We start from the raw sequence: 19,823 nt of genomic DNA, 5'->3' as shown, positions 1-19,823 counted from the left end.
GGTGCTCGTTCCTGTCGAGGGGGTGGGTCATGCCGTCGCCCGGGCGACGGCGCGGCCGGCCTGCCGGCCGGAGAAGAGGCAGCCGCCGAGGAACGTGCCCTCGAGCGACCGGTAGCCGTGCATGCCCCCGCCGCCGAAACCGCTGGCCTCGCCGGCGGCGTACAGGCCGTCGACCGGCTCCCCGGCGGCGCCCAGCACGCGACCGGACAGGTCGGTGTGCAGGCCACCGAGCGTCTTGCGGGTCAGCACGTGCAGCCGGACGGCGATCAGCGGCCCCGCCTCCGGGTCGAGGATCTTGTGCGGTGCGGCGGTGCGCATCAGCTTGTCGCCGCGGTAGTGGCGGGCGTTGCGGATGGCGGCCACCTGCAGGTCCTTGGTGAACGCGTGGTCCAGCTCGCGGTCGCGGGCCTCGACCTCGCGCCGGACGTCCGCGACGTCCAGGGGCGCGTCGGGCGTGAGGGCGTTCATGCCCTTCACCAGCTCCTCGAGGGTGTCCGCGACGACGAAGTCAGCGCCCTTCTCCTTGAACGCCTCGACCGGCGGGGCCGCGCCCGGCCGGACCCGCCCGAGGACCTGGCGGATGCTCTTCCCGGTCAGGTCGGGGTTCTGCTCCGACCCGGAGAGGGCGAACTCCTTCTCGATGATCTTCTGCGTGAGCACGAACCAGCTGTGGTCGTGCCCCGTCGTCCGCAGGTGTGCGAGCGTGCCGAGGGTGTCGAAGCCGGGGAACAAGGGCACCGGCAGCCGCCGGCCGTTCCCGTCGAACCACAGGGACGACGGGCCGGGCAGGATGCGGATGCCGTGGCCGGGCCAGATCGGGTCCCAGTTCTGCACGCCCTCGACGTAGTGCCACATCCGGTCGGGGTTGATCACCGCTCCGCCGGCGGCCTGCGCGATCGCCAGCATCCGGCCGTCCACGTGGGCGGGGACGCCGGTGACCATGTGCGCCGGCGGGGCACCCAGCCGCTCGGGCCAGTTCGCGCGGACGAGGTCGTGGTTGCCACCGATGCCGCCGGAGGTCACGACCACGGCCTGGGCGTCGAACGCGAAGTCACCCACGACGGTGCGCGAGGACGACGCCCCGCGCGGCGCACCGCTGGGTTCCAGCACGCTGCCGCGGACGCCGGTCACCCGCCCGCCGGTGACCAGGACCTCGTCGACCCGGTGCCGGCACGCCAGCCGCACGGCGCCGCTCGCCACGCCGGCGCGCACCCGGCGGAGGAAGGGCTCGAGGACGCCGGGCCCGGTCCCCCAGGTCACGTGGAAGCGCGGCACGGAGTTGCCTGGGCCGGTCGCGGTGTACCCGCCGCGCTCGGCCCACCCGACGAGCGGGAAGAACCGCACGCCCTGCCTGTGCAGCCACGACCGCTTCTCCCCCGCCGCGAAGTCGACGTAGGCCTCGGCCCAGGCCCGGGGCCACCGGTCCTCGGGCCGGTCGAAGCCGGCGGTGCCGAGCCAGTCCTGCCAGGCCAGCGCGCGCGAGTCCCGGATCCCCATCCGGCGCTGCTCGGGCGAGTCGACGAAGAAGAGCCCGCCGAAGGACCAGAAGGCCTGGCCGCCCAGGCTCTGCTCGCCCTCCTGGTCGACGAGCAGCACCCGGCGCCCGGCGTCGACCAGCTCGGCTGTGGCGACGAGGCCGGCCAGGCCGGCACCCACCACGACGACGTCGGTGCGTTCGGTGGTCATGGCTTCCCCTCGACGAGGTGGGCGTTGAGCGAGTACCGCGGGGCACCGCGCAGGGCGGCGAGCAGTTCCCGGGCCCCGTCGACCCCGGCGGCGGCGCGGGCCTCGGCGGTCTGCCCGGCGAGGTGCGAGAACACGGTGATGCCGTCGACGCCCCGCAGCGGACTGGCGGCCGCCAGCGGTTCGGTGGCGGTGACGTCGAGCGCGGCCCCGGCCATCCGGCCGGAGCGCACGGCGTCGGCCAGCGCTTGCTCGTCGACGATCGCGCCGCGGGCGGTGTTGACCAGGTGCGCGGTCGGCTTCATCCGGGCCAGCGCGGCCGCGTCGAGCAGCCCGCGGGTCGCCGGGGTCAGGGCGGTGTGCACGGACACGAAGTCCGACATCTCCAGCAGCTCGGCCAGCGCGACGAACCGGACCGACGAGGTCCCGCGCTCGTCGGGCGGCACCGCGGTGGCGCACAGGACGGTCATGCCGAACGCCTGTGCCAGCGGGACGACGGCTCGCGCGGCGGCGCCGTACCCGATCAGCCCGAGCACCTTCCCGCGCAGCTCGGTCCCGTCCTCCCGCGGCCAGCCGCCGGCGGCGACGCCGGTGGCCACCGGGACCAGCCGGCGCGCCTGGGCGAGCAGCAGGGCCATCGTGTACTCGGCGACGGCGTTGGCGTTGATGCCGGGCAGGTTGCTGACCGAGACGCCGGCGCGGGTGGCCGCCTCGACGTCCACGGAGTCGTAGCCGACGCCGGTCCGCACCACGGCCCGCAGGCGGGGCGCGCGGGCGAGGACCCCGGCGGTCATCGGCTCGTTGGCGATGAGCGCGCCGACCACGCCGTCGAGGGCGGCGAGAAGGTCGGCCTCGGTGCGGGGCCCCCGCAGCGGGCGGTGCCGGGTGGTGAACCCGGCGCTCCGCAGGAGCAGGTCGACGTCGTCCCCCGGCTCCAGGTAGTCGGTGGTGACCAGGACGAGGGGTGGCACGGTCACAGCGGGACGACGTCGGCGTCCACGGCCGCCCGCTGGCGGTGCCGCCGGTCCAGCCGGAGGACCACCACGAGGGCCAGGGTTGCGAGCACGGCGGTGTGCAGCAGCAGGAAGTCCCAGGCGGTCAGGTCGATCAGCAGGCCGATCAGAGCTGGGCCGAGGAAGCCGCCCGAGACCCAGGCGACGGTGTAGATGCCGGTGTACGCGCCGAGCACCCGGGACGACGGGGCCAGGTTCCACAGCACGACGACCGCGTTGACGATGAATCCCGCGGCCCCGGCCGCACCCAGGCAGAGCACGACCACGGTGACCGTCGGGGTGCGGACGAGGAGGCCGACGACCATCGCCGCGGCGAACACCGCGACGCCGGCGGCCATGATCCGCAGCCGTCCGATCCGCTCGGCGAACATCGCCGCCGGGTAGGCGGCCAGGATGAAGGCGATCCCGCTCGGCAGGGTCAGCCCGCCCGCAGCGCCGTCGGACATGTCGAGCGCGGTGACGCCGTAGGGGGTCATCAGCGAGCGCACCCCCGCCCACGCGCCGCCGAACGCGAGGACGGCGAGCAGCAGGAACACCCGGCTCCGGTCGGCCGCCCGGAACAGCTCGCCGACGACCGCTCGCAGCGGCAGCCCGACCCCGGCGCCGCCCGAGCTCAGCGTCGCGGCGTCCTCCTCCGCCGCCTGGACGGCGCGGGCCTGCTCGTCGCGCTCCTCCTGCGCCCCGGATGCGCGCCGGTCCTCGGCCACCGCGGCCTGGTACGCCGGCGAGCGGCTGTCCCGCACCCGCCACACCAGGACGGCGGCCGCGATCAGCATCAGGGCGGACGGCACCGCGAAGGCCAGCTTCGGGTGGTCGTCGACGAGGAGCAGGCTGACCAGGGCCGCGACGATCGTCGTCAGGGCCGAGGCGATCTTCACCGCGGCGTTGGCCCGGCTGCGCCGCGCCGGCTCGATGAAGTCCGGCATCAGCGACTCGCTGATCGGCTTGAAGCTGTTCATGACCAGCGCGTAGGCGAAGATCACGACGATCAGCCAGCCCAGCGAGGGCGCGTGCGGGATGAGCAGGAACAGCAGCGCGGCCACCGGCATCATCACCGCCAGGTACGGGATGCGCCGCCCCCACCGCGTGCGGGTGTTGTCCGACCGGTTGCCGATCCACGGCTGGATGACGATGCCCAGCAGGTTGTCCATGCCCATGAGCAGGCCGATGACGGCGGCGCTGGGCACGAGCTCGCGGAGCAGCTCGGGCACCCGGTTGTCGTAGAAGTTCCAGGTGGACTCCTGCGCGAACACCGCGAGCGCGACGTAGAAGGTGATCCTGCGGGTGCCGGCCGATCGGTCGACCCGGGTGTCCGTTGCCATGCGCTCCTCCTCGAGTGTGGCTGCGGTCACCGTAGTTGCTATAGCAACGATGTCAACCGTTGCATCGCAGATTTGCCATGCGATCGCTATGCTCTCCCCATGACGGTGCCGACACGATCGATCCAGGCCGAGGACGCCGGGGCGACCCGGGCCGACCTCGTGTACCGCGCCGTGCGCGAGCGCATCGGCTCTGGCGAGCTGCGGCCGGGCCAGAAGGTGACCGAGCGCGGGCTGGCCGAGGAGCTGGCGGTCAGCCCGACGCCGGTCCGCGAGGCCATCCGGCGGCTGGAGCAGGACGGGCTCATCCAGCGCCTCGGTCCGCGCACCGTCGTCGTCACCGACATGCACGACCGCGCCATCGACGACCTCGCCGAGGTCGAGGTGGCCCTCCGCGGCCTGGTGGCCCGCTTCGCCGCGCGGCACGCCACGCCCGAGCAGCTGGACCGGCTCGACGCGATCCTCGACGAGGCCGACGACCAGCTGATCGTGCTCACCACCCGCTACCGCAACGGCGAGGACATCGAGCGGCACGTCACCGCCCTGCTCGACCTCATGCAGGAGTTCAACGACGCGGTGGAGGCGTGCGCCGGCAACCCGGTGCTGGTCCGCCTGCTCGAGCAGTCGCGGGTGTTCTCCCGTCCCGAGCGGCGGGCCCGCCTGCTCGAGGAGATCGCCGCCGACGAGAGCTTCGGCCTCGACAGGTACGGCAGCCACCGCGCACTGGTCCGGGCGCTGCGCGCCGGGGACGCGGTGGCCGCCGAGCGGATCGACGTCGCCGACGCCCAGGGCGGGCTCGACGCGCTGCGCGCCCGCACCCGGGAGACCGGGCGGTGACCGCGCACCGGATCGCCGTCGTCCCCGGGGACGGCATCGGCACCGAGGTCGTCCCCCAGGGCCTCGCCGTGCTCGACGCCGTCGCCGGCTCGCACGGGCTGGACCTGTCGTTCGACGAGTTCGGCTTCGCGAGCGCCGAGCACTGGCAGCGGCACGGCACGATGCTGCCCGCCGACTGGGAGGACACGCTCCAGATCTACGACGCGATCTTCTTCGGCGCCGTGGGGTGGCCGGAGGTGGTGCCCGACCACGTGTCGCTGTGGGGCAGCCTGCTCCAGTTCCGGCGCACCTTCGACCAGTACGTGAACCTGCGGCCCTGCCGGCTGATGCCCGGCGTGCGCAGCCCGCTGGCCGGCCGCGAGCCGGGCGAGGTGGACTTCCTCGTCGTCCGCGAGAACACCGAGGGCGAGTACTCCAGCATCGGCGGCCGGATCTTCGAGGGCACCGAGCGGGAGACGGTGCTCCAGGAGACGGTGATGACCCGCACCGGCGTGGACCGGGTGCTCCGGTACGCCTTCGAGGTCGCCGACCGCCGCCCGGAGCGGCACCTGACGTCGGCGACCAAGAGCAACGGGATCTCGATCTCCATGCCGTACTGGGACGAGCGGGTCGAGGCGATGGCCGCGCACTTCCCCGAGGTCCGCTGGGACAAGCAGCACATCGACGCGCTCGCCGCGAGCTTCGTCCTGCACCCCGACCGGTTCGACGTCGTCGTCGCCAGCAACCTGTTCGGGGACATCCTGTCCGACCTCGGTCCCGCCTGCACCGGCACGATCGGCATCGCGCCGAGCGCGAACATCAACCCCGACCGCACCTCCCCCAGCCTGTTCGAGCCCGTCCACGGATCCGCGCCGGACATCGCGGGCAAGGGCATCGCGAACCCGGTCGGCCAGATCTGGTGCGCGTCGATGATGCTCGACCACCTCGGCTTCGCCGAGGCCGGAGCCGCCGTGCTGACGGCCGTCGAGGACGTGCTGGCGGCAGGTCCGTCAGGCGCACCGCTCACCCCCGACCTCCAGGGCACCGGGACGACGGCGGAGCTGGGAGCAGCGATCGCCGACCGCGTGCGCGAGCTCGGCGCGGCCGGCGCATGAGCGCCCCGGGGCCGGTGCGCGTGCTCGTCGCGCCGGACTCGTTCAAGGGGTCGGCCGCGGCGGCCCAGGTCGCCGCGGCGGTCCGCGACGGCTGGCTGACCGAGCGACCGCGGGACCGGGTGCTGCTCGCCCCCATGGCGGACGGCGGTGAGGGCACCCTCGACGCCTTCGCCACTGCGGTGGCGGGTGCCCGGCGGGTGCCGGTCGAGGTGGACGGCCCGGACGGGCGGCCGGTGGCGTGCGACTGGCTGCTCCTCCCGGACGGCACGGGGGTCGTGGAGCTGGCGGCGGCGAGCGGCCTGACGCTCATGGGCACCCCCGACCCCTTCCGCGCCTCCAGCCTCGGGTTCGGCCAGGCGGTCGCCGCTGCCCTCGACGCGGGGGTGCATCGGCTGCTGCTGGGCCTCGGCGGGAGCGCGAGCACCGACGGCGGGGCCGGCCTGCTCACCGCGCTGGGCGCGCGGTTCCTCGATGCCTCGGGACGTCCGGTGCCGCTCGGCAACGCCGGCCTGGGTCTGCTGGACCGCGTCGACCTCGGCGGCCTGCGGCCGCTGCCGGCCGGGGGTGCGGTCGTGCTCGGTGACGTGGACGCACCGCTGCTCGGGGTCCGCGGTGCCGCCGCCGTCTTCGGGCCGCAGAAGGGCGCCGGGCCGGACGACGTCCCCCGGCTCGAGGCCAGCCTGCGCAGGCTCGCGGACCTGACCGGCGGGGACCCCGCGGAACCGGGGGCCGGCGCCGCCGGCGGAGCCGGCTTCGGCCTGCGGCTGTGGGGCGCCACCCTGTCCTCTGGGGCAGCGTCGGTCGCCGCCGCCGTCGGGCTCCCCCGTCTGGTGGCCGGGGCCGACGCGGTCGTCACCGGCGAGGGCCGGTACGACGCGCAGACGGCCGCCGGCAAGGTCGCCTCCCACGTGCGGTCGCTCGCGCGTGCGGCGGGCGTGCCCCTCCTGCTCGTCGCCGGGAGCACGACCGTCCCCACCGACGACTTCGCCGCCGCCGTCGCGCTGGTCGACCTCGCCGGCGGGGAGGAGGCCGCGCTGGCCGAACCGGTGCGCTGGCTGGAGGCGGCGGGCGCGGAGCTGGCCCGCCGGTACGCGCCCCGGTCGCGATGACGACGACGACCACGACGCCGACCACGGCGGGACGGGCGGGCTTCGACCGCCGGCTGGTCGCCCCGCTGGTGCTGGGTGCGGTCCTCAACCCGGTGAACTCGTCGATCATCGCGGTGTCGCTGATCCCGATCGGCGCGGCGCTCGGCGCCCCGCCCGCCGAGACGGCGTGGCTGGTCTCCTCCCTGTACCTGGCCACGGCGATCGGCCAGCCGGTGGTCGGGCGGCTCGTCGACGCCTACGGCGCACGGCGGCTCTACCTCGCCGGTGCCGTCCTGATCGGCGCCGGCGGCCTGCTCGGAACGGTCGCCCCGTCGCTGCCGGTGCTCGTGGCCGCCCGCGTCGTCATCGGGTTCGGGACCTGCGCCGGCTACCCCGCGGCGATGGCGCTGATCCGGAGCGAAGCGCGGCGGACCGGGACCGACCGTCCCCAGGGCGTGCTGACGGTCCTCGCGGTGTCCGCCCAGACCGTCGCCGTCCTCGGCCCACCGCTGGGCGGGCTGCTGATCGGCGTCGGCGGCTGGCGGGCCACGTTCGCCGTCAACGTGCCGCTCGCGATCGCCTGCCTGGCCCTGGGCTGGTGGCTCCTGCCGCGCCGGTGGCCGTCCGACGGCGCCGTCCGCACGCGGCTGGACCTCGCGGGCATCGGCCTGTTCTCGGTCACGCTCGTCGCCCTGCTGCTCTTCCTCATGGACCCCGCCCCGGGGCTCTGGTGGCTGCCTGCGGTGTCGGTGCTGGCGGCCGCGGGCCTGGTCCTGCGGGAGCTGCGCGCCTCCGACCCGTTCGTCGACCTGCGGCTGCTGGCCGGGAACCCGTCGCTGCTGGCCACCTACGGCCGGGCGTTCCTGGCCCAGTGCGCCGCGTACGCCTACTTCTTCGGCTTTCCCCAGTGGCTCCAGGACGGCCGCGGGCTGACGGCCCCGCACGCCGGGCTGCTGCTCGCACCCATGTTCGGCACGGCGATCGTGGTGTCGGCGGTGACCGGCCGCCGCGCGGCGATCCGCGGCAAGCTCCTCGTCGGGGCGGCCACCCAGGCCGTGGTCGCCGGGCTGCTGCTGGTCCTGGGCCCGGAGAGCCCGTCCTGGCTGCTCGTCGCCATCCCGCTGACGGCCGGGATCCCGCTCGGCCTGATCGGTCTGGCGAACCAGAACGCCGTGTACGTGCAGGCCGATCCGGCGCGGACGGCGTCGTCGGCGGGCCTCCTGCGGACCTTCTCCTACCTGGGCGCGATCGTCGCCGCGGGGGCGATCGGGCTCGCCTACCCCGACCGCGCGGACACGGCCGGCCTGCACGACCTGGCGTTCCTCATGCTGGGCCTGTCCGCTGCTCTGCTCGCGCTCACCGTGGCCGACCGCGGGGTGCGCCGCGTCGGCGAGAAACGTCGTACCCCTCCTGCACGCTGACCCGCATGGATGCCTCGTTCACCGCGCACGTGTTCCTCGGCATGAGCGTCGACGGGTTCATCGCCCGTCTGGACGGCGACATCACCTGGCTCACCGGCGGCTCCGAGGGCGGCGGCGCCCCGGACGACGGCGCGGGCGGCGACTTCGGGTTCGACGACTTCGTCTCCGGCATCGACGCCCTGGTGATGGGCCGCAGCACCTACGACTTCATCGCGCCCTTCGGCGAGTGGCCGTACCAGGGCAAGCCGGTGCACGTGCTCAGCACGACGCTCGAACCCGGGGCCGACGCCCGCATCACCGTCCACCGCACCCTGGACGAGGCGGTGCAGGCGGCGACCGCGGCCGGGTACCGCCGGGTGTACGTCGACGGCGGCCGGACGGTGCACCAGTTCCTGCGCGCGGGGCTCGTCGCCGACCTGACGCTCTCCCGGGTGCCGGTGCTCATCGGGACCGGGCACACCCCGTTCGGCGAGCTCGCCGCGGACATCCCGCTCGAGCACGCGGACACCCGCACGTTCCCCGGCGGCATGGTGCAGTCGACCTACCGGGTGGTCAGTCGCTGAGCGGCACGTCCACCGGGATCTCCGGCCCCAGCCGGGCGCCCTGGAGCAGCTCGAGGTCGTCACCGGACCAGAAGCTGCCCGGGTCGTACGCGTTGAGCGGCCGGTCGCTCGGCAGCAGTTCCATCGCGGTGTAGGTCGCGGCGACCAGCTCGGCGCAGAACACCGTCTCCGCGGCGGTCTGCCGGCGCAACCGACCGTTCACCCAGCCGCGCACGAGGCCGCGCGTGGTCGGGAACGGCCGCCCGTCGAGGCGCGCGATGGTGCGGAGCACGGCGTCCTCCATGGCGGGCGTGACCCCGGCGTCCTCCGCCGGGCCCACGAGCTGGCGCAGCCACGCCTTCTGCCCGTACCGGCGGCGCCAGGTGGTGACGGCGTCGCGCAGGTCGTGCAGCTGCACGCCGCGCTGGTGCTCACCGGTCCACGCGTCGGGCAGCGACTTCCCCAGTTCCGCGTGCCAGAGCAGCGGCGGGAGGTCCTCGAGGACCACGGCCATGCCGACGTGGTTCACCGGCGCGTTGGTCAGCGCGCGGATCGCGCGGTCGGCCAGCGACGGGCCGCGGAACACCCAGACGTCGCCGGTCCGCGTGAGGTCGACCGCCTGGTCCAGCGTCAGCTCGGGCACGAGCCGCTACGTTACGGACCGTGCGCCTCTGGAAGCTGCTCGGACTTGCCGGTCTCGCGGGTGTCGCCGCTGGTGGTGCGGTGCTGGCCCGCAACGAACGCCAGCGCCGGGCCTACACGCCCGACGACGTCCGGGCCCGGCTGCACGAGCGGCACGCCGGCCTGGTCGAGCACCCGGAGCCCGCCACGCCCGCCGAGCTGACCGCCGGCCGCACGCACCGCCTGGCCCGCCTGCTCCGTCGGTAGCCGGCCGACGACGTCACGTTTCGCCCCTGTCCGGGCCGTGCATGCAAGCAACGTGGGAGACGAGACGCAGGACGTGGACCGCGCCGAGGAGCAGGGACCGACGGTCGGCTTCCGTGACCGCGAGGACGTCGCGATCCGCGAGGAGAGCCTCGGCGAGCGGGTGCTCGGCTCCCTCCTGGACCGGGCGCACCTCATCCCGCCCCGGCTGGTCGGGCCGCTGGTCGCCCAGGAGCTGAACGGCCTGGGCTGCCGGGACGTCGCCGTCCACCTCCAGGACTACGACCAGCGCACGCTCCAGCCGCTGCGGGGTCCGGGGCTCCACGCCGAGGTGCTGACCATCGACGGCACCGACACCGGGCGGGCCTTCGCCACGGAGGAGCCCGTCGAGACCGACGTCGACGGCGGGGTGCGGCTGCACCTGCCGATGCTCGACGGCTCCGACCGCGTCGGGGTCCTGTCCTTCACGCTGCCCGAGGTGAACGAGCACGACCGCCGGCTCGCTCAGCGGCTGGCCGGGCTCGTCGCGGACCTCGTCGTGACCAAGAGCGAGTACACCGACACCTTCGCCCAGACCCGCACCACCCGGCCGATGAGCCTGGCCGCGGAGCTGCAGTGGCAGACCCTGCCCCCGCTGTCGATGAAGACGCCGGAGCTCGACCTCGCCGGCATCCTCGAGCCGGCGTACGAGGTGGGCGGCGACTGCTTCGACTACGCCTACGACGACCACACCCTCCACCTCGCGGTCTTCGACGCGATGGGGCACGGCCTCGACGCGGCGACCATGTCGACGGTCGTCATCGCCGCCTACCGCCACGGCCGCCGCGGCGGCGCCGACCTGGACCGGCTGTGCGCGGACATGGACCAGGTCGTCGCGACCTCGTGCCCCGGGCGGTTCGCCACCGCCCACCTCGGGCAGCTCGACACCCGCAGCGGTGTCCTGACCTACGTCAACGCCGGTCACCCGGAGGCGCTGCTCGTGCGCGGCTGCCGCGTGGTGGACGAGCTGCCCGGTCCGACGACGCGTCCCCTCGGGCTCGGCGACGGGGCGGAGCCCCGCGTGGAGAAGGTGCAGCTGGAGCCCGGTGACCGCGTGCTGTTCTTCACCGACGGCGTGGTGGAGGAACGCCTCGACGGCGGCGAGCAGTTCGGCGAGCACCGCTTGCGCGAGCTCATCGAGCAGAGCACGGCCGAAGGGCTGCGGGCACCGGAGACGATCCGGCGGCTGTCCCACGCGCTCATGGACGCCCGGCTGGGGCGCACCAGCGACGACGCCTCGCTGCTCCTGGTCGAGTGGAAGCAGCCGCCGCACGACGACGAGCTCTCCCCCGACATCCCGGAGGCCCGCCCGACGAGCGAGCAGGAGCCCGGGTAGCCGACCCGGCACACTGACGGCATGCGCCCGCTGATCGGCATCACCACCTACCGGGAGCAGGCGAAGTGGGGCACGTGGCACGTGCCCGCCGTCCTGCTCCCCGCCTCGTACGCGGACGCCGTCGCCGAGGCCGGCGGCGAGCCGGTGCTCCTGCCCACGGGCGCGATCAGCGCCGAGGTCGTCGGCCGGCTGGACGGGCTCGTCGTCGCCGGCGGGGCCGACGTGGACCCGGCCCGCTACGGCCAGTCGCCCGGTCCGCACACCGCCGTCGTGCGGCCGGAGCGCGACGAGTCCGAACTCATCGCACTCCAGGTCGCGCTCGACCGGGACATGCCACTGCTGGCCATCTGCCGCGGGATGCAGCTGCTCAACGTCGCGCTGGGCGGCGACCTCGTGCAGCACCTGCCCGACGTAGAGCACACCGGCACGCACGACCCCGGCCCCGGCACGTACCACCCGCGCGAGGTCCGGACGGAGCCCGGCTCCGCGCTGCACCGGATCCTCGGCCCGACCGCGCCGGTGGCCTGCCACCACCACCAGGCGGTCGACCGGATCGCGCCGGAGCTGACGCCGTCCGCGTGGGCGGAGGACGGCGTGGTCGAGGCTGTCGAGGCGGCCGGCCGCCGGTTCTGCCTGGGCGTGCAGTGGCACCCGGAGGAGGGCGCCGACCACCGCCTGTTCGCCGCGCACGTGGCGGCGGCCGGCTGACCCCTCAGCTGGTGCGCGAGCGCGCCTCCGGGTCGATGTCCTCGACGTCGATGGCGCCGTATCCCTCCTCCTGCGGGTCGCCGTGCAGCCCACCGGACATCGCGTACTCCTCCTCCGGCGAGAGGACGAGCCGGTGCCGGCCGAAGACCGCGAAGCCGACGAGCGCGACGACGTAGATGACCGCGATCGCCACGATCGCCTCGCGGTAGGCCTCGTTCAGCATGACGCCGACGAAGATCAGCGCCGCGACGGCACCGGCGAAGACGGCGCCGGGCACGCCGAACGGGCTGCGGTAGGGACGGCTGGCGTTCGGGAACTTCCGGCGCAGCATCACGTAGGCGACCATCTGGAGCAGGTAGGCGATGACCGCGCCCCACACGGCGATGTTGAGGACGATCGCGCCGGCCGTCTCGCCGCCGGTGTCGACCAGGACGAGCGCCACGACGCCGATCACCGCGCCGACCACGAGGGCGATCCACGGGGTCTTGCGGGTGCCGGTCAGGGACAGGACCTTCGGGTAGTAGCCGGCCCGCGAGAGCGAGTAGATGTTGCGCCCGTAGGCGTACATGATCCCCTGCAGCGAGGCGAACAGGCCGATCAGCGCGAACAGCGACAGGATCGCCGCGACGTCGCTGTTGGGCAGGATCGCCCGGAAGCCGTCCAGCAGCGGCTCGCCGGCCTCCCCGATCGCCGAGGCACCGACCACCGCCGGGTTCAGCACGAGGACGAGGCCACCGCTGATGATCAGCGTGCCCAGGCCCCACATGCCGGCGCGCGGGATGTCGCGTGCGGGCATGTGCGACTCCTCGGCCGCCAGCGGCAGTTCCTCGATGCCGAGGTAGAGCCACATGGCGAACGGCATCGCAAGGACGACCTCCCACCAGCCGAACGGCACGAACTCGCTGTTGCCGCCGGTCGGGTCGGTGTCGAAGAGCTTGCCGAAGTCCAGGGCGCCGGAGAACAGCGCCATGACGGCGAACAGCGCGATGACCGCCAGCGAGAGCACCGCGACGACGACGGCGAAGCGGAACGACACCTCCGCGCCGGCGATGTTCAGCAGCAGGAAGATCGCGTAGAGGATCAGCCACCACACCCAGCTCGGCATCGACAGCCCGAACAGCTCGTCGGTGATGCTGTCGGCGTACGAGGCGGAGAAGTAGACGATCACCGCCGTCGTCGCGACGTACTCGATCGTCTCGGCCAGCCCGGTGACGAAGCCGCCCCACGGGCCCATCGCCGATCGGGCGAAGGAGTAGGCCCCTCCCGTGTGCGGCATGGCCGCCGACATCTCGCCGATGCTGCCGATCATCGTGACGTACATCAGCGTCACGACGACCGTGGCGATGAGGAAGCCGCCCCAGCCGGCGCCGCCGATGCCGAAGTTCCACCCGGAGAAGTCGCCGGAGATGACCGCGGCGACGCCGAGGCCCCACAGCCCCCAGAACCCGGCGGTCCGGGTCAGCCCCCGCTTGTCGAAGTAGCCCTCCGCCGCGTGCGTGTACGTGACGCCCGAGGCGCCGCGGGGCTGAGGTGCGGACATGCGCGTCTCCCTGGGAGGTCGGCTTGCTCGGTGGCCGGTCAGGGTGGGCCGTGGACGGCCGCTGGTCAAGAGGCGGACGTACCTGCGACCGGACCGATGCAGGACCGTGGCCGGACGGAAACGGCCAGGTCACGCCGACGGGTCGCGGCTTGTGGCCCGCGGCGACGGGCGCTTAGGGTCCGCCTCTGACCCATCCGCCGGGTCAGCCCGGACGGAGGTGCGCGGATGAGCTCGGAGCCGGTCCTCAGCGTGGACGAGCTGCGCCGGCAGGTCGGCTCCGGCGAGATCGACACCGTGCTCGTCGCGTTCACCGACATGCAGGGCCGTCTGCAGGGCAAGCGGTTGCACGCCCGGTACTTCCTGGACGTGGTCCTGGAGCACGCCACCGAGGGCTGCAACTACCTGCTCGCCGTGGACGTGGACATGAACACCGTCGAGGGCTACGCGATGTCGTCGTGGTCGCGCGGCTACGGCGACTTCGTGATGCAGCCGGACCTCTCCACGCTGCGGCCGGTGCCGTGGAACCCGGGGACGGCGATGGTGCTCGCCGACCTCCGCTGGGAGGACGGCAGCCCGGTCGTCGCCTCGCCGCGGCAGGTGCTCGCCCGGCAGACCGGTCGCCTGGCCGCGGCCGGCATGCAGGCCTTCGTGGGGACCGAGCTGGAGTTCCTCGTCTTCCGGGACACCTACGAGCAGGCGTGGAGCTCCGGCTACCGGGACCTCACGCCGGCCAACCAGTACAACGTCGACTACTCCGTCCTGGGCACCGCGCGGATCGAGCCGCTGCTGCGGCGCATCCGCAACGACATGACCGGTGCCGGGCTGGTCGTCGAGTCGGCCAAGGGCGAGTGCAACCTCGGCCAGCACGAGATCGCCTTCCTCTACGACGAGGCGTGCCGCACCTGCGACGGCCACGTCATCTACAAGAACGGCGCCAAGGAGATCGCCGCCCAGGAGGGCATGGCGCTGACCTTCATGGCGAAGTTCGACGCGCGCGAGGGCAACTCGTGCCACGTCCACTGCAGCTTCCGCGGCACCGACGGCGCGCTGGTGCTCGCGGACGGGGACGGCCTCTCCGACGTCGGCCGGTCGTTCGTCGCCGGGCAGCTGAAGTACGTGCGCGAGCTCACCCTGCTGCTCGCGCCCAACATCAACTCCTACAAGCGCTTCGTCGAGGGCTCCTTCGCCCCCACCGCGCTGCGCTGGGGCCGCGACAACCGCACCTGCGCGTTCCGGCTGGTCGGGCACGGCGCCTCGCTGCGGCTGGAGAACCGGATCCCCGGCGGCGACGTGAACCCCTACCTGGCGACGGCGGCGATCGTCGCGGCCGGGCTCGCGGGCATCGAGGAGCGGCTCGAGCTGGAGCCGGCGTTCGAGGGCAACGCCTACGAGGACCCCTCCGCCGAGCACGTGCCGACCAGCCTCGGCGAGGCCCGCGACCTCTGGGTGGCCAGCGACTTCGCCCGCACTACATTCGGCGACGACGTGGTCGACCACTACGCCAACATGGCCGCCGTCGAGCTGGCGGCCTTCGGGCGTGCGGTCACCGACTGGGAGAGGTTCCGGGGGTTCGAGCGGCTGTGAGCGGACAGGGGCGTGAGCATCGCAGCGAGCGCCAGCGAGCGAGGAGCGGAGCGCCCCGCGGGAGCGAACCGGTGACGCTGTGAGCAGTACGTCTTACGACGTCGTCAACCCCGCCACCGAAGAGGTCCTGACCACCGTCCCGCTTGCGGACGTCGAGCAGACCGACGCCGCCGTCGCGCGGGCCCGTCGCGCCTTCGAGGACTGGCGCCGGGTCGCCCCGGCCGACCGCGGGCGGCTGCTGCGCCGGTTCGCCGAGCAGGTCGACGCGCACGTGGAGGAGCTGGCGCAGCTCGAGGTGCGCAACTCCGGGCACACCATCGGCAACGCCCGATGGGAGGCCGGCAACGTCCGCGACGTCCTGACCTACTACAGCGCGGCACCGGAACGGCTGATCGGCAAGCAGATCCCGGTGAGCGGGGGCGTCGACATCACCTTCCACGAGCCGCTGGGCGTCGTCGGCGCGATCGTGCCGTGGAACTTCCCGATGCCGATCGCCGGCTGGGCGTTCGCCCCCGCGCTCGCCGCCGGCAACACGGTCGTGCTCAAGCCCGCCGAGCTCACCCCGCTGACCGCGATGCGCCTCGGCGAGCTGGCGCTCGAGGCGGGCCTGCCCGAGGACGTGTTCACCGTGCTGCCCGGCAAGGGCTCGGTCGTCGGGCAGCGGCTGGTCGAGCACCCGGACGTCCGCAAGATCGTCTTCACCGGCTCCACCGAGGTCGGCAAGGGCGTCATGGCCGGCTGCGCGCAGCGGGTCAAGCGAGTGACCCTCGAGCTCGGTGGCAAGAGCGCCAACGTCGTCTTCGCCGACGCCGACCTGGAGAAGGCGGCGGCCGGTGCGCCCTACGCCGTGTTCGACAACGCCGGGCAGGACTGCTGCGCCCGCTCGCGGATCCTCGTGCAGCGCTCGGCCTACGATCGGTTCCTCGAGCTGCTCGAGCCGGCGGTGACGAACCTCCGCGTGGAGGACCCGTCGCTGGACACCGCCGAGATGGGCCCGCTGATCAGCCGCGGCCAGTGGGACCGCGTCGCCTCCTACGTACCCGACGGCGCCCCGGTCGCGTTCCGCGGCACGGCGCCCGAGGGCCCCGGGTTCTGGTTCCCGCCGACCGTCCTCGCGCCGGTCGACCCCGAGGACCGGGCGGTGACCGAGGAGATCTTCGGACCCGTCGTGGCCGTCGTCCCGTTCGAGGACGAGGACGACGCCGTGCGGATCGCCAACCAGGGCGAGTACGGCCTGTCCGGGTCGATCTGGACCCGCGACCTGGGCCGCGCGCTGCGGGTCTCCCGCGGGATCGAGGCCGGCAACCTGTCGGTCAACAGCAACTCCTCGGTGCGCTACTCGACGCCGTTCGGGGGCTTCAAGCAGTCCGGCCTCGGCCGGGAGCTCGGCCCGGACGCGCTGCACTCCTTCACCGAGGAGAAGAACGTGTTCCTGTCGACGGAAGGATGAGCGTGGCCGACGAGGCAGTGGTGCGCCGGCTGGTGGACCGGGTTGCCGTGGTGACCGGCGGGGCGAGCGGGATCGGGCTGGCGACGGCGCGGCGGTTCGCGAGCGAGGGCGCGCACGTCGTCGTGGGCGACATCGACCCCGGCACCGGCAAGGCGGCGGCCGAGGAGGTCGGCGGCACCTTCGTGCAGGTCGACGTCACGTCTCCCGAGCAGGTGGACGCCCTCTTCCAGGCCGCCGTCGACACCTACGGCGGGCTCGACGTCGCGTTCAACAACGCGGGCATCTCGCCGCCGGACGACGACTCGATCCTCACCACCGGGCTGGACGCCTGGCGCCGGGTGCAGGAGGTCAACCTGACCTCGGTCTACCTGTGCTGCAAGGCCGCCATCCCGCACATGCAGGCGAGGGGCCGCGGCTCGATCATCAACACGGCGTCCTTCGTGGCCCGCATGGGTGCGGCGACGTCGCAGATCTCCTACACCGCGTCCAAGGGCGGCGTGCTCGCGATGTCCCGCGAGCTGGGCGTGCAGTTCGCCCGCGAGGGCATCCGCGTGAACGCGCTCTCCCCCGGGCCGGTGAACACCCCGCTGCTCCAGGAGCTCTTCGCCAAGTACCCCGAGCGGGCCGCACGCCGCCTGGTGCACATCCCGTTCGGGCGGTTCGCCGAGCCCGAGGAGATCGCCGCGGCCGTGGCGTTCCTGGCCAGCGACGACTCCTCGTTCATCACGGCGTCGGAGTTCCTGGTCGACGGCGGGATCAGCGGCGCCTACGTGACGCCGCTGTAGCCGGTCAGATGCTGCGCCAGCGACCCTCCGTGGCGTTGCCGGCCGGCTTGGACTCGAAGACGTTGCCCTCCGTCGGGGGCGCGTCGTCGCCCGCGATCGCCATCCGCTGGAGCAGGGGCCCGACCAGCAGGTCGAACACGCCCGGCACCAGCCGGAAACCGGCGGTGATGAGCGGGTTGAAGATCCCCGACTGCACGATCCGCCGCGGCCGGTCGACCGTGGACAGCACCGCCCGGGCGACCCGCTGCGGCGAGTACACCGGCGGCGGCGGGCGGCCCGTGCTGCCGGCCCACGTCGCGCCCTGGAAGTAGATCGGGGTGTCGACGCCACCGGGCTGCACCGCCGAGACCGAGATGCCCGGTTCGTCGCGCGTCTCCTGCTGCAGCACGCGGATGAGGCCGAGCTGACCCCACTTCGCCGTGACGTAGCTGCCCATCAGCGGGGCGGCGATGTTGCCCAGCAGCGAGTTGACGACGACGAGGTGACCGGCGCCCTGCTTCCGGAAGACCGGCAGGACGGAACGGGCCACGTTCGCGGTGCCGTGCACGGCGGTGTCGACCGTCCGCTCGTACACCTCCCGGGGCACGTCCTCGATCCGCCCGTACGCCATCACCTGGGCGGCGTGCACGACGACGTCGAGCCCGCCGAACTCGGCGACGGCGTCGTCGACCGCGGCCTGGACGGCGTCGGGATCGGTCACGTCCGCGGGCCGGACCAGCGCCTCCGCCGCCCCCGCGGACAGGGCCTCGGCCGCCGCCTCCTCCAGCGACTCGCGCCCGCGGGCCACGAGGACCAGGCGGGACCCCCGGCCGGCCAGCTCGATCGCGGTCGCGCGACCGATGCCGCTCGAGGCCCCGGTGATCAGGACCCGCTGCGGGCCGTCGGGGTCGGTGGGTGTGGGCACGGGCTCAGCTCCTCCAGGACGACGTGGCCGTCGGGCTACCCGAGCCGCCGCGCCGTCATGCCGGTCGTGCACGACCTATCTCGTCGAGGAGCTCCAGCAGCCACCCTGGGCCGGTCACCGCGGCACCGGCCGGCAGGCGGTCGCGCAGGCCGCGGTCGGCGGTGACGACGAGGAGGTCGCGGCCCTCGGTCACCAGCCGGTCCGCGCAGGCGACGAGGGCGTCGTCCCCGCTGCCGGCGGCCCGCTCGACCGTGACGCCGTCGGGCGCGGGGACGTCCCGCGCCCGCCCCTCGACGACGGCGACGACGTCGTCGCAGACCAGCTCACCGCCGTCCGGACCCGTCACAGACCGGCCGGGCAGCGCGGCCAGCCCGCTCAGCAGCCGGGCCGCCGCGCCCGCGCGGTCCCGCCACCAGCCGTCGGGACGGGAGCCGACGACGTTGGCCGCGTCGACCAGGAGCACCGTCATCGCCGTCCTCCGTCCGGGTGGCGCGCGTCACCCGGACGGGCGACCGGCTCGTCGTGGCGGTTTGCCCGTGCGCCCCGCGGACATCCGGCGCCGGATGGCAGGGGGATCGACGAAGGCCCGACGGCACGGAGGAGATTCAGCATGGCGGAGAACCAGCCCACCCGGCACGACGGGTCCCAGCACGACGGAACGCAGCCGACGGCGCCCATCCGCACCGAGGGCGCGACGGTGTCCCGCGCGACGCCGCGCGAGGCGGTGGCCGCCCAGCGCGCCGTCTTCGGCGGCATCAAGTGGGGCGCGGCGTTCTTCGGCTGGCTGTCGGCCAACGGCCTCGCCGTCCTGCTGATCGCCCTCCTCTCGGCCGCGGGCGTCGCGCTCGGGCTGGCCCAGGGCGTCGACACCGCCGACGAGGCGGCCCAGCAGGCCGAGCAGATCGGCATCGGGGGCGGCATCGCCATCCTCGTCGTCCTCTTCGTCGCCTACCTCGCCGGCGGGTACGTCGCCGGCCGGATGTCCCGCTTCGACGGCGCCCGCCAGGGCCTGGCCGTCTGGCTGATCGGGCTGCTGGTCGTCCTCGTGCTCGGGGCGGTCGGGGTGATCGCCGGGGCGCAGTACAACGTGCTCCAGCAGCTCAACCTGCCGCGCATCCCCATCGACGAGGGCACCGCCACGGTCGCCGGGATCGTCACCCTGGTCGCCATCCTGGTGGTCACCCTCCTCGGCGCGGTGATCGGCGGCAAGCTCGGCGAGCGCTACCACCGCAAGGTGGACCGCGCCGGCTTCGACGCCTGACGGAGGGCTGGGCACGGCCCGGCGGCGCTCCTAGGCTGCCGGGCATGTGCCGGAACATCCGCCCGCTGTCAAACTTCGAGCCGCCGGCGACCGACGAGGAGATCCAGGCCGCGGCGCTGCAGTTCGTGCGCAAGATCAGCGGGACGACGAAGCCGTCCCGCGCGAACGCCGACGCCTTCGAGCGCGCCGTCCAGGAGGTGGCCGCGGCGTCGACGCGGCTGCTCGACGCACTGGTGACGACGGCGCCGCCCAAGGACCGCGAGGTCGAGGCGGCGAAGGCCCGGCAGCGGGCCGCGCTGCGCTACGGGACCTGAGCCGAGCGATTGCGTTGCGC

20 protein-coding genes are annotated in these 19,823 nt (G+C 73.9%); 13 read left to right on the top strand and 7 right to left on the bottom strand.

The genetic code is table 11. From position 1 onward, the window contains the following. Positions 1-27: 27 nt before the first annotated feature. The 3 genes from ACI78T_RS14215 to ACI78T_RS14205 are packed head-to-tail and all read right to left on the bottom strand — an operon-like array spanning position 28 to position 4,018. The gene (locus tag ACI78T_RS14215; RefSeq protein ID WP_456558760.1) at positions 28-1,686 is read right to left on the bottom strand and encodes an FAD-binding dehydrogenase; all 1,659 of its coding nucleotides are present in this window, start codon (positions 1,684-1,686) and stop codon (positions 28-30) included. Beyond that, positions 1,683-2,660 carry a phosphoglycerate dehydrogenase gene (locus ACI78T_RS14210; protein ID WP_456558759.1) on the bottom strand — a complete coding sequence of 326 codons (978 nt, stop codon included), beginning with the start codon at positions 2,658-2,660 and terminating at the stop codon, positions 1,683-1,685. Before ACI78T_RS14210 ends, ACI78T_RS14215 begins: the two co-directional genes overlap by 4 nt. Further along, positions 2,657-4,018, bottom strand: a complete 1,362-nt coding sequence (locus ACI78T_RS14205) for an MFS transporter (RefSeq protein ID WP_456558758.1) — start codon at positions 4,016-4,018, stop codon at positions 2,657-2,659. The genes ACI78T_RS14210 and ACI78T_RS14205 overlap by 4 nt, the downstream gene beginning before the upstream one ends. Before the next feature lie 99 nt (positions 4,019-4,117). Between ACI78T_RS14205 and ACI78T_RS14200 the strand changes: the two genes are divergently transcribed. The 5 genes from ACI78T_RS14200 to ACI78T_RS14180 are packed head-to-tail and all read left to right on the top strand — an operon-like array spanning position 4,118 to position 9,018. Beyond that, positions 4,118-4,852, top strand: a complete 735-nt coding sequence (locus tag ACI78T_RS14200; RefSeq protein WP_456558757.1) for a GntR family transcriptional regulator — start codon at positions 4,118-4,120, stop codon at positions 4,850-4,852. Next, entirely contained in the window at positions 4,849-5,946 is a 1,098-nt protein-coding gene (locus tag ACI78T_RS14195) for a tartrate dehydrogenase (protein ID WP_456558756.1), read from the top strand. The genes ACI78T_RS14200 and ACI78T_RS14195 overlap by 4 nt, the downstream gene beginning before the upstream one ends. Next, complete coding sequence (locus ACI78T_RS14190) at positions 5,943-7,055, top strand: glycerate kinase (RefSeq protein ID WP_456558755.1); 1,113 nt, start codon at positions 5,943-5,945, stop codon at positions 7,053-7,055. Before ACI78T_RS14195 ends, ACI78T_RS14190 begins: the two co-directional genes overlap by 4 nt. Then, on the top strand, positions 7,052-8,455 hold the full coding sequence (locus ACI78T_RS14185; protein ID WP_456558754.1) for an MFS transporter: 1,404 nt from the start codon (positions 7,052-7,054) through the stop codon (positions 8,453-8,455). Before ACI78T_RS14190 ends, ACI78T_RS14185 begins: the two co-directional genes overlap by 4 nt. Positions 8,456-8,460: 5 nt before the next feature. Then, positions 8,461-9,018 carry a dihydrofolate reductase family protein gene (locus tag ACI78T_RS14180; RefSeq protein WP_456558753.1) on the top strand — a complete coding sequence of 186 codons (558 nt, stop codon included), beginning with the start codon at positions 8,461-8,463 and terminating at the stop codon, positions 9,016-9,018. On the opposite strand, the gene ACI78T_RS14175 is transcribed toward ACI78T_RS14180, so the two are convergent. Continuing rightward, positions 9,008-9,640: a hypothetical protein gene (locus tag ACI78T_RS14175; protein WP_456558752.1), complete on the bottom strand. Its 633-nt coding sequence runs from the start codon at positions 9,638-9,640 to the stop codon at positions 9,008-9,010. The two genes, ACI78T_RS14180 and ACI78T_RS14175, sit on opposite strands and share 11 nt — an antisense overlap. Before the next feature lie 20 nt (positions 9,641-9,660). Here ACI78T_RS14175 and ACI78T_RS14170 point away from each other — a divergent pair, with 20 nt between their 5' ends. Genes ACI78T_RS14170 through ACI78T_RS14160 form a run of 3 tightly spaced genes read left to right on the top strand, consistent with a single transcriptional unit; the run spans position 9,661 to position 11,965 of the window. Further along, positions 9,661-9,885 (top strand): hypothetical protein, encoded by a 225-nt coding sequence (locus ACI78T_RS14170; protein WP_456558751.1) that lies wholly within the window; start codon positions 9,661-9,663, stop codon positions 9,883-9,885. Between the two features lie 52 nt (positions 9,886-9,937). Further along, a complete protein-coding gene (locus ACI78T_RS14165; protein WP_456558750.1) occupies positions 9,938-11,257 on the top strand; it encodes a PP2C family protein-serine/threonine phosphatase in 1,320 nt (439 codons plus the stop codon). 21 nt (positions 11,258-11,278) lie between these two features. After that, complete coding sequence (locus tag ACI78T_RS14160) at positions 11,279-11,965, top strand: gamma-glutamyl-gamma-aminobutyrate hydrolase family protein (RefSeq protein ID WP_456558749.1); 687 nt, start codon at positions 11,279-11,281, stop codon at positions 11,963-11,965. Between the two features lie 4 nt (positions 11,966-11,969). Here the strand turns inward: ACI78T_RS14160 and ACI78T_RS14155 are convergent, their stop codons facing one another. After that, on the bottom strand, positions 11,970-13,505 hold the full coding sequence (locus tag ACI78T_RS14155) for an amino acid permease (RefSeq protein ID WP_456558748.1): 1,536 nt from the start codon (positions 13,503-13,505) through the stop codon (positions 11,970-11,972). Positions 13,506-13,730: 225 nt separating this feature from the next. Between ACI78T_RS14155 and ACI78T_RS14150 the strand changes: the two genes are divergently transcribed. The 3 genes from ACI78T_RS14150 (at position 13,731) to ACI78T_RS14140 (ending at position 17,324) form a co-directional block, all read left to right on the top strand. Next, positions 13,731-15,089 carry a glutamine synthetase family protein gene (locus tag ACI78T_RS14150; RefSeq protein WP_456558747.1) on the top strand — a complete coding sequence of 453 codons (1,359 nt, stop codon included), beginning with the start codon at positions 13,731-13,733 and terminating at the stop codon, positions 15,087-15,089. A 79-nt stretch (positions 15,090-15,168) separates the two neighbouring features. Beyond that, positions 15,169-16,539 (top strand): aldehyde dehydrogenase family protein, encoded by a 1,371-nt coding sequence (locus ACI78T_RS14145; RefSeq protein WP_456558746.1) that lies wholly within the window; start codon positions 15,169-15,171, stop codon positions 16,537-16,539. 2 nt (positions 16,540-16,541) lie between these two features. Further along, on the top strand, positions 16,542-17,324 hold the full coding sequence (locus ACI78T_RS14140) for a 3-oxoacyl-ACP reductase (RefSeq protein WP_456558745.1): 783 nt from the start codon (positions 16,542-16,544) through the stop codon (positions 17,322-17,324). A 4-nt stretch (positions 17,325-17,328) separates the two neighbouring features. Here the strand turns inward: ACI78T_RS14140 and ACI78T_RS14135 are convergent, their stop codons facing one another. Together ACI78T_RS14135 and ACI78T_RS14130 are read right to left on the bottom strand one after the other, a co-directional pair. Next, positions 17,329-18,228 (bottom strand): SDR family NAD(P)-dependent oxidoreductase, encoded by a 900-nt coding sequence (locus ACI78T_RS14135; protein WP_456558744.1) that lies wholly within the window; start codon positions 18,226-18,228, stop codon positions 17,329-17,331. Positions 18,229-18,283: 55 nt separating this feature from the next. After that, on the bottom strand, positions 18,284-18,697 hold the full coding sequence (locus tag ACI78T_RS14130; RefSeq protein ID WP_456558743.1) for a hypothetical protein: 414 nt from the start codon (positions 18,695-18,697) through the stop codon (positions 18,284-18,286). A 141-nt stretch (positions 18,698-18,838) separates the two neighbouring features. Between ACI78T_RS14130 and ACI78T_RS14125 the strand changes: the two genes are divergently transcribed. Continuing rightward, a complete protein-coding gene (locus tag ACI78T_RS14125; protein ID WP_456558742.1) occupies positions 18,839-19,489 on the top strand; it encodes a hypothetical protein in 651 nt (216 codons plus the stop codon). Positions 19,490-19,533: 44 nt separating this feature from the next. After that, positions 19,534-19,803, top strand: coding sequence for a DUF2277 domain-containing protein (locus ACI78T_RS14120; protein ID WP_456558741.1), 270 nt, complete (start codon positions 19,534-19,536; stop codon positions 19,801-19,803). Positions 19,804-19,823: the final 20 nt, after the last annotated feature.

The organism is Blastococcus sp. SYSU D00922, assembly GCF_054050495.1.
Note: the sequence above shows the minus strand (reverse complement) of the source record. Positions and strands in the feature narration are given on the sequence as shown.

What these genes read in the sequence shown, in the direction of transcription:
- ACI78T_RS14215 (WP_456558760.1), bottom strand. Translation starts at nt 1,686, where the DNA reads ATGACCACCGAACGCACCGACGTCGTCGTGGTGGGTGCCGGCCTGGCC.
- ACI78T_RS14205 (WP_456558758.1), bottom strand. Translation starts at nt 4,018, where the DNA reads ATGGCAACGGACACCCGGGTCGACCGATCGGCCGGCACCCGCAGGATC.
- ACI78T_RS14200 (WP_456558757.1), top strand. Translation starts at nt 4,118, where the DNA reads ATGACGGTGCCGACACGATCGATCCAGGCCGAGGACGCCGGGGCGACC.
- ACI78T_RS14190 (WP_456558755.1), top strand. Translation starts at nt 5,943, where the DNA reads ATGAGCGCCCCGGGGCCGGTGCGCGTGCTCGTCGCGCCGGACTCGTTC.
- ACI78T_RS14185 (WP_456558754.1), top strand. Translation starts at nt 7,052, where the DNA reads ATGACGACGACGACCACGACGCCGACCACGGCGGGACGGGCGGGCTTC.
- ACI78T_RS14180 (WP_456558753.1), top strand. Translation starts at nt 8,461, where the DNA reads ATGGATGCCTCGTTCACCGCGCACGTGTTCCTCGGCATGAGCGTCGAC.
- ACI78T_RS14160 (WP_456558749.1), top strand. Translation starts at nt 11,279, where the DNA reads ATGCGCCCGCTGATCGGCATCACCACCTACCGGGAGCAGGCGAAGTGG.
- ACI78T_RS14155 (WP_456558748.1), bottom strand. Translation starts at nt 13,505, where the DNA reads ATGTCCGCACCTCAGCCCCGCGGCGCCTCGGGCGTCACGTACACGCAC.
- ACI78T_RS14150 (WP_456558747.1), top strand. Translation starts at nt 13,731, where the DNA reads ATGAGCTCGGAGCCGGTCCTCAGCGTGGACGAGCTGCGCCGGCAGGTC.
- ACI78T_RS14130 (WP_456558743.1), bottom strand. Translation starts at nt 18,697, where the DNA reads ATGACGGTGCTCCTGGTCGACGCGGCCAACGTCGTCGGCTCCCGTCCC.
- ACI78T_RS14125 (WP_456558742.1), top strand. Translation starts at nt 18,839, where the DNA reads ATGGCGGAGAACCAGCCCACCCGGCACGACGGGTCCCAGCACGACGGA.
- ACI78T_RS14120 (WP_456558741.1), top strand. Translation starts at nt 19,534, where the DNA reads ATGTGCCGGAACATCCGCCCGCTGTCAAACTTCGAGCCGCCGGCGACC.